General features: G+C 48.8%; 2 protein-coding genes. Both read right to left on the bottom strand.

The window, feature by feature from the left end; translation table 11 throughout:
- Positions 1-497: 497 nt before the first annotated feature.
- Entirely contained in the window at positions 498-4,820 is a 4,323-nt protein-coding gene (locus ADU22_RS10790) for a PolC-type DNA polymerase III (RefSeq protein ID WP_053362157.1), read from the bottom strand.
- Positions 4,821-5,016: 196 nt separating this feature from the next.
- On the bottom strand, positions 5,017-6,717 hold the full coding sequence (locus ADU22_RS10785; protein WP_053362156.1) for a proline--tRNA ligase: 1,701 nt from the start codon (positions 6,715-6,717) through the stop codon (positions 5,017-5,019).
- Between the last annotated feature and the right edge of the window lie 39 nt (positions 6,718-6,756).

Raw genomic sequence — 6,756 nt, 5'->3', positions numbered from 1 at the left:
GCGATTGAAACGTGCAGAGGCGCTATTTTCAATCGATGAAGGTTATTGACGCAATTTCTATTGGCCGCGCTCTCTTTTTTACGCCAACGAAGCCTATTAACGCAATTTCCCAGGCCGCGCTCTCTTTTTTTGCGCCAAGGAAGGCTATTAACGCAATTCCGTCCTGTCACTCTCTCCCTTTTTACGCCAACCAAGCCTATTAACGCAATTTCCCGGGCTGCTCTCTCTTTTTTTGCGCCAATGAAGGCTATTAACGCAATTCCGTCCTGTCACTCTCTCTCTTTTTACGCCAACGACCGCCATTAACGCAATTCTGTCCAGTTACACTCTATCTTTTTACGCCATCGGCCGCTATTAACGCAATTTCCCCGTTCGCTCTCTCCCTTTTTACGTCAATGAAGCCTATTACACAATTTCCTCCAGCACACTCGTTATCCGTTTCTACCGACCAATTTAAAAAGAGAGGCCCACGCATGAGCCTCTCAATACTTTTAAAATTAGAACAATGACAGCTGGTTCTGGTCTGGCAGTGCTTCCAGGCAGCCGTGGTTGTCCAAAAACTCAATGATGGTCTTGGACACTTTCCCGCGCTGCTGGAGGTCTTCCTTGGAAAGGAATTCCCCTTCCTGGCGAGCCTTTACGATGTTGATTGCCGCGTTTGTACCCAATCCCGGGATGGAATTGAACGGCGGGATGAGCGAATCGCCATCGATAATGAAGTCTGTCGCACTTGAACGGTAAAGATCCACCTTCTTGAAGGAGAAGCCCCGCTCACACATTTCGAGTGCCAATTCAAGAACCGTCATCAAGTTCTTTTCCTTGGTTGAAGCATCCAGCCCTTTTGCGTTGATTTCTTCAACCTTGGCCCTGATGCTCTGCGATCCGCGAACCATTGCGTCGACATCAAAGTCCTCCGCCCGTACCGTGAAATAGGCTGCATAATACAGGAGCGGATGGTGCACTTTAAAATAAGCAATCCTGACAGCCATTAAAACATAAGCTGCGGCGTGGGCTTTAGGAAACATGTATTTTATCTTTTTGCAGGAATCGATATACCATTCAGGCACCTTGTTCTTGCGCATTTCTTCTTCCATCTCATCGCTCAGGCCTTTACCTTTACGGACCGATTCCATGATTTTAAAGGCAAATGATGGTTCGAGGCCCTGGTAGATCAGGTAGACCATGATATCGTCACGGCAGCCGATTACTTCGCTAAGCGTACAGACGTTGTTGTGGATCAGTTCCTGGGCATTTCCGAGCCAAACGTCGGTACCATGGGAAAGCCCGGAGATCTGCACGAGTTCCGAAAAGGTTGTCGGCTTTGTATCCTCAAGCATCTGGCGGACGAACCTTGTCCCGAATTCCGGGATGCCCAAAGATCCGGTTTTACTCATGATCTGCTCTTCTGTCACTCCAAGAGATTCGGTGTTTGAGAAAATTTTCATGACTTCCGGGTCGTCAGTCGGAATCGTCTTTGGATCGATGCCGCTCAGGTCCTGAAGCATCCTGATGACTGTTGGATCATCGTGCCCAAGAATATCAAGCTTTAGCAGGTTGTCATGGATGGAATGGAAGTCAAAGTGCGTTGTCCGCCATTCAGATGTCGCCGAATCGGCTGGGAATTGGATCGGCGAGAAATCATAGATATCCATATAGTCGGGGACAACGATGATTCCGCCAGGATGCTGCCCCGTCGTTCGTTTTACGCCGGTGCACCCTGCCACAAGACGGTCGGTTTCGGCACCGCGCATGTGCAGATTGTTATCATTCTGATAGCCTCTTACATACCCATAGGCCGTCTTTTCCGCTACGGTACCGATGGTTCCCGCACGGTAGACATTGTCCTCGCCAAAAAGCACCTTTGTATAATTGTGCGCCCTTGGCTGGTATTCACCGGAAAAGTTCAAATCGATGTCGGGCACCTTATCCCCCTTGAAACCAAGGAACGTTTCAAACGGAATGTCGTGGCCGTCTTTTTTATATTTGATTCCGCAATCAGGGCAATCCTTGTCAGGAAGGTCGAAACCGGAACCGACCGACCCGTCATTAAAGAACTCCGACTTTTTGCATTTTGGACAGACATAATGCGGCGGCAGCGGGTTCACCTCGGTAATCTCGGTCATCGTCGCAACGAACGAGGAGCCGACCGATCCCCTGGATCCAACAAGGTAGCCATCATCAAGCGACTTTTTAACAAGCTTGTGGGAAATAAGGTAAATAACCGCGAATCCGTGCCCGATGATACTCTTTAATTCTTTTTCAAGCCGGGCTTCGACGATTTCAGGCAGTTCATCCCCGTAGATGCTTCTTGCCATCGCATAGCTCATGTTGCGCATCTCATCATCTGCGCCATCGATTTTCGGAGTATACAGGTCGTCCTTGATCGGCTTGATCACATCAATCATATCGGCAATTTTATTGGAATTGGCCACAACAATTTCCTTCGCCTTTTCTGGCCCTAGGAATGAAAATGCATCAAGCATTTCATTCGTCGTCCTAAAATGCACATCCGGAAGCCGGTGGCGATTAAGCGGGTTGGCGCCGCCCTGTGAATTGACAAGGATTTTGCGGTATATCTTGTCATTTTCATTCAGGTAATGGACGTTTCCTGTCGCGACAACTGGAATATCGAGCTTTTCGCCGATTTTGACAATATTCGTGATGATGTGCTCGAGCGACCTTTCATCACGGACTAGTTCGAGCTCGATCAAATGGGCATAAACCTGCTTAGGCATGACCTCAAGATAATCGTAGAATGAAGCAGCTTCTTCCGCCTCTTCCTTCGACTTTTGCATCATCGTCTCAAAAACTTCGCCCTTGTCGCATCCCGATCCGATTAAAAGGCCTTCCCGGTGTTTTTCAAGGATGGACCTTGGAATGCGGGGCACCCTGTAGAAGTACTCCAGATGGGAGATCGAGACCAGCTTGAACAGATTTTTCAATCCTGTCTCGTTTTGCGCCAAAATCGTGCAGTGATGCGGACGTGCCCGTTGGTAGGCCTTTCCCTGCCCCATATAGTCATTCATCTGGTCATGGTACTGTATTCCCTTTTCCAGAGCATCCTTGAGCATTTTCATCAGAATGTACCCTGTTGCTTCCGCATCGTAAATGGCACGGTGATGCTGGGTAAGTTCGACATCCAGTTTCTTGGCCAGGTTATTCAAACGGTGGTTCTTCATATCCGGATACAGAAGCCGTCCAAGTTCAAGCGTATCAATAACCGGATTGGCTGATTTTCCAAGACCGATTTTCTTGTAGCCAGCATTTAAAAAGCCCATGTCAAATGATGCATTGTGGGCTACAAGGATGGAATCCCCGGTCCATTCATGGAAGCGCCGGAGGACATCGTCCACTTCGGGAGCATTTTCTACCATATCATCAGTAATCCCAGTCAGTTCGATAATGGTTGCTGACAGCCGGTGATGCGGATTGGCAAACGATTCAAACCGGTCAATGATTTCACCGTCTTTCACTTTAACGCCTGCAAGTTCGATAATGGTGTCATAGACAGCCGACAACCCGGTAGTCTCGACGTCAAAGACCACAAATGTGTCTTCCGCAAGCAGCCGGTGGGTCGAGTTGTAGGCGATTGGCACACCGTCGTCAACAAGATTGGCTTCAACGCCATACAGGATTTTGATATCGTTTTTCTTGCCTGCCCCGAATGCTTCAGGGAAGGATTGAGCTACAGCATGGTCGGTAATGGCGACAGCTTTATGTCCCCATTTTTTCGCCTGTGCTACGAGGGAACTGACACTGCTGACCGCATCCATCTGGCTCATCGGTGTATGGAGATGAAGTTCAACCCGTTTTTCGCCTTCCGGTGCAGTGTCCTGGCGAAGTTTTGGTTTGATTTCGTTCACATCATTTCCAATCATGACAAGGTCACGGACAAAGGTGTCGTTCTGGATGCTTCCCCGGACCTTCAGCCACATGCCTTTTGAGACGTGCTGGAAGATGGCTGCGTCTTCTTTGTCGCGGGAGAACATTTTAACCATGATCGAGCTTGTGTAATCGGTGATTTTAAATGTTAAAAGCGTTCGTCCGCTGCGAAGCTCTTTCGTCTCCGCATGGAATACATATCCCTCAACCGTCACGCGGCGTTCTTCATCCACAATTTCCTCGAGCCGGCGGAAATCGGCGTCATCCTTGATGGTCAACCCGATGGTAACCGGGCCATCCGGCAAGCCGTCACCCTGGTCTTTTTCCGCTTCTTTCTTCTGCATTTCCACCATCGCCATCAAAGCACGTTCCTGGTCTTCCTTTGCCTTCGCTTTTTGGAATTCTTCAAATTCCGTTGAAGATGCATTCTCCATTATTTCGGTTTCGATCGCCAAAACAGGAAAACCAAAAGACTGGAAAATATCGGCGATTAGGCCGGAATATTTCCGTTTGATAGTGAGGCCTTCCAATTCATTGCGGACATTCAGGATTAGTTTATTCCCTTGCAGCCTTGGGAGCTGCTCGTTTAACAGCTTAAGTAACGGAGGAGCAATGCCATCAATTTCCTGGATACAGTTCTTCCAGTAATCGTGGACAAGCTGCTCGCTGATGTTTTGCTCAAGCACATGGATTGTGTAGGAAACGGTCGCTATATGGGCGAATTTCTTCTCCAGCTGCGTTCTGAACCTTGTCAGCAGGCTGCAAGGGATAATCTTTTCGAACTGAAAGAAAAAATGCCATTTCTTCGACTTTTTTTCTATAGTCACCCGGTCAATCAGGGCATTATAGAAAAATTGAGCTTCAGCATCATCTGTCAGCTGAAGCTGCTGCAGAAGCACCTGGAAACTCTCTTTCTTTTTAGAGGAAAGATCTGTCATCATGTCCCTCCTATCTATTTGAAAATCATCCTGCGATTTTTTTAGCAACAGTTATTATAACATAAAATAGTAAGCAGATTGGCTTATAGCGGCGAGAAATACTAGGAAATGATTAGGAGTTGCGTTCCATAAAAACGGACATCCACCAAAGGGATGGATGCCCGCTTTTTCAATTGGTGAATCACTCACCTGTCCTTTATGCTTTTAAAAGTTTGGCAATGGTTTCTTCAAGCTGGTCGACATGTACTTCCTCCATGTCTCCCGTTTTCCGGGACTTCACTTCGACAATGCCTTCTGCGGCCTTTTTGCCGACGGTAATCCGAACTGGCAGGCCGATGAGATCGGAGTCGGCGAACTTGACACCCGGGCGCTCCTGGCGGTCATCGAACAGGACATCGTAACGTGCACCTTTCAGTTTACTGTACAGCTCGTCAGCCACTTGGGCCTGAGCGTTGTCCTTCATATTGACGGCAATCAAGTGCAGCTGGAACGGAGCGACCTCAGCCGGCCAGACAAGGCCTTTTTCATCATTGAACTGCTCGGCTACAGCAGCCATTACACGGGAAACACCAATTCCGTAGCAGCCCATGATCATCGGCTGGGTACGGCCGTTTTCATCAAGGTAAACAGCATTCATCGCTTCACTGTATCTTGTGCCAAGCTTGAAGATATGGCCTACTTCGATGCCCTTGGCAAACAAAATCTTTCCCTGTCCGTCCGGAGATGGATCTCCCTCCTGGATGAAACGGAGGTCGGCATACTGCCTGACGGCAAAGTCGCGGTCAGGGTTCACATTCACATAATGGTAATTCTCTTCGTTTGCCCCGCAAATACCATTGACGACAGCTGCTACGGCATGGTCGGCAACAACCTCTACATCCTTCACGCCGATTGGCCCAATCGAACCGACAGAACAGCCGAGAATCCGCTTTGTATCTTCGGCATCAGCAAGTTCGACCGTCGCTGCTCCAAGCAGGTTTTTAAGCTTAATGTCATTCACTTCATGGTCCCCGCGCACAAGGGCGAGCACATAGGAATCATCCACCTTGAACAGCAGGGATTTGATGCAGTCCTTCGCTTCTGCCTTCAGGAATCCCGATACCTCTTCGATGGTCTCCTGGTTTTCTGTAAGGACCTTGTCCAGCTCTTTTGCAGCCTCGTCCTTCCTCGGATATTCCATGGCTACAGGCGCCATTTCGATATTGGCTGCATAGCTGGAAGTATCGGAGTAGGCGATTGTGTCTTCGCCGATATCGGAAAGGACCATGAATTCATGAGTGTCCTTTCCTCCCATTGCGCCCGAATCCGCAATTACCGCACGGAAGTCAAGCCCGCAGCGCGAAAAGACATTTGAATAGGCTTTAAATAGCAGCTCGTACACAGTGTCAAGGCTTTCGTGGGACGAGTGGAATGAATAGGCATCCTTCATGATGAATTCGCGGCCGCGAAGCAATCCAAAACGGGGCCGTTTCTCATCCCGGAACTTCGTCTGGATTTGATAAAGAGTCAGCGGGAGACGCTTGTAGGATTTCACCTCATCGCGCACCAGGCTGGTAATCACTTCTTCATGGGTGGCCCCCAGGGCAAAATCGCGTTCATGACGGTCCTTCAGCCTCATCAGTTCAGGTCCGTACGTATACCACCTGCCAGATTCCTGCCATAGCTCTGCCTGCTGAAGGGCAGGCATTAATAGCTCCACTCCTCCGGCATTATCCATTTCCTCGCGAATAATGTTTTCGATTTTCTGCAGCGCTTTTTTGGCGAGCGGCATATAGGAGTACACTCCGCTTGTATTCTGGCGGATATATCCTGCCCTCAAAAGAAGCTGATGGCTCTTGATTTCAGCATCCGACGGTACTTCCCGCAGCGTCGGAATTAAGGTCATGCTTTGTTTCATCAGTTATACACCTCATCTTTAAAATAAAAAACGGCAAAA

Source organism: Bacillus sp. FJAT-27251, from assembly GCF_001273925.1.
GTDB lineage: Bacteria > Bacillota > Bacilli > Bacillales > Cytobacillaceae > Mesobacillus_B.
The sequence above is the reverse complement of the archived record's forward strand: the minus strand, read 5'-3'. Positions and strand labels throughout refer to the sequence as shown.

Coding starts and splice junctions, on each gene's coding strand:
- ADU22_RS10785 (WP_053362156.1), bottom strand. CDS start 6,717: ATGAAACAAAGCATGACCTTAATTCCGACGCTGCGGGAAGTACCGTCG.
- ADU22_RS10790 (WP_053362157.1), bottom strand. CDS start 4,820: ATGACAGATCTTTCCTCTAAAAAGAAAGAGAGTTTCCAGGTGCTTCTG.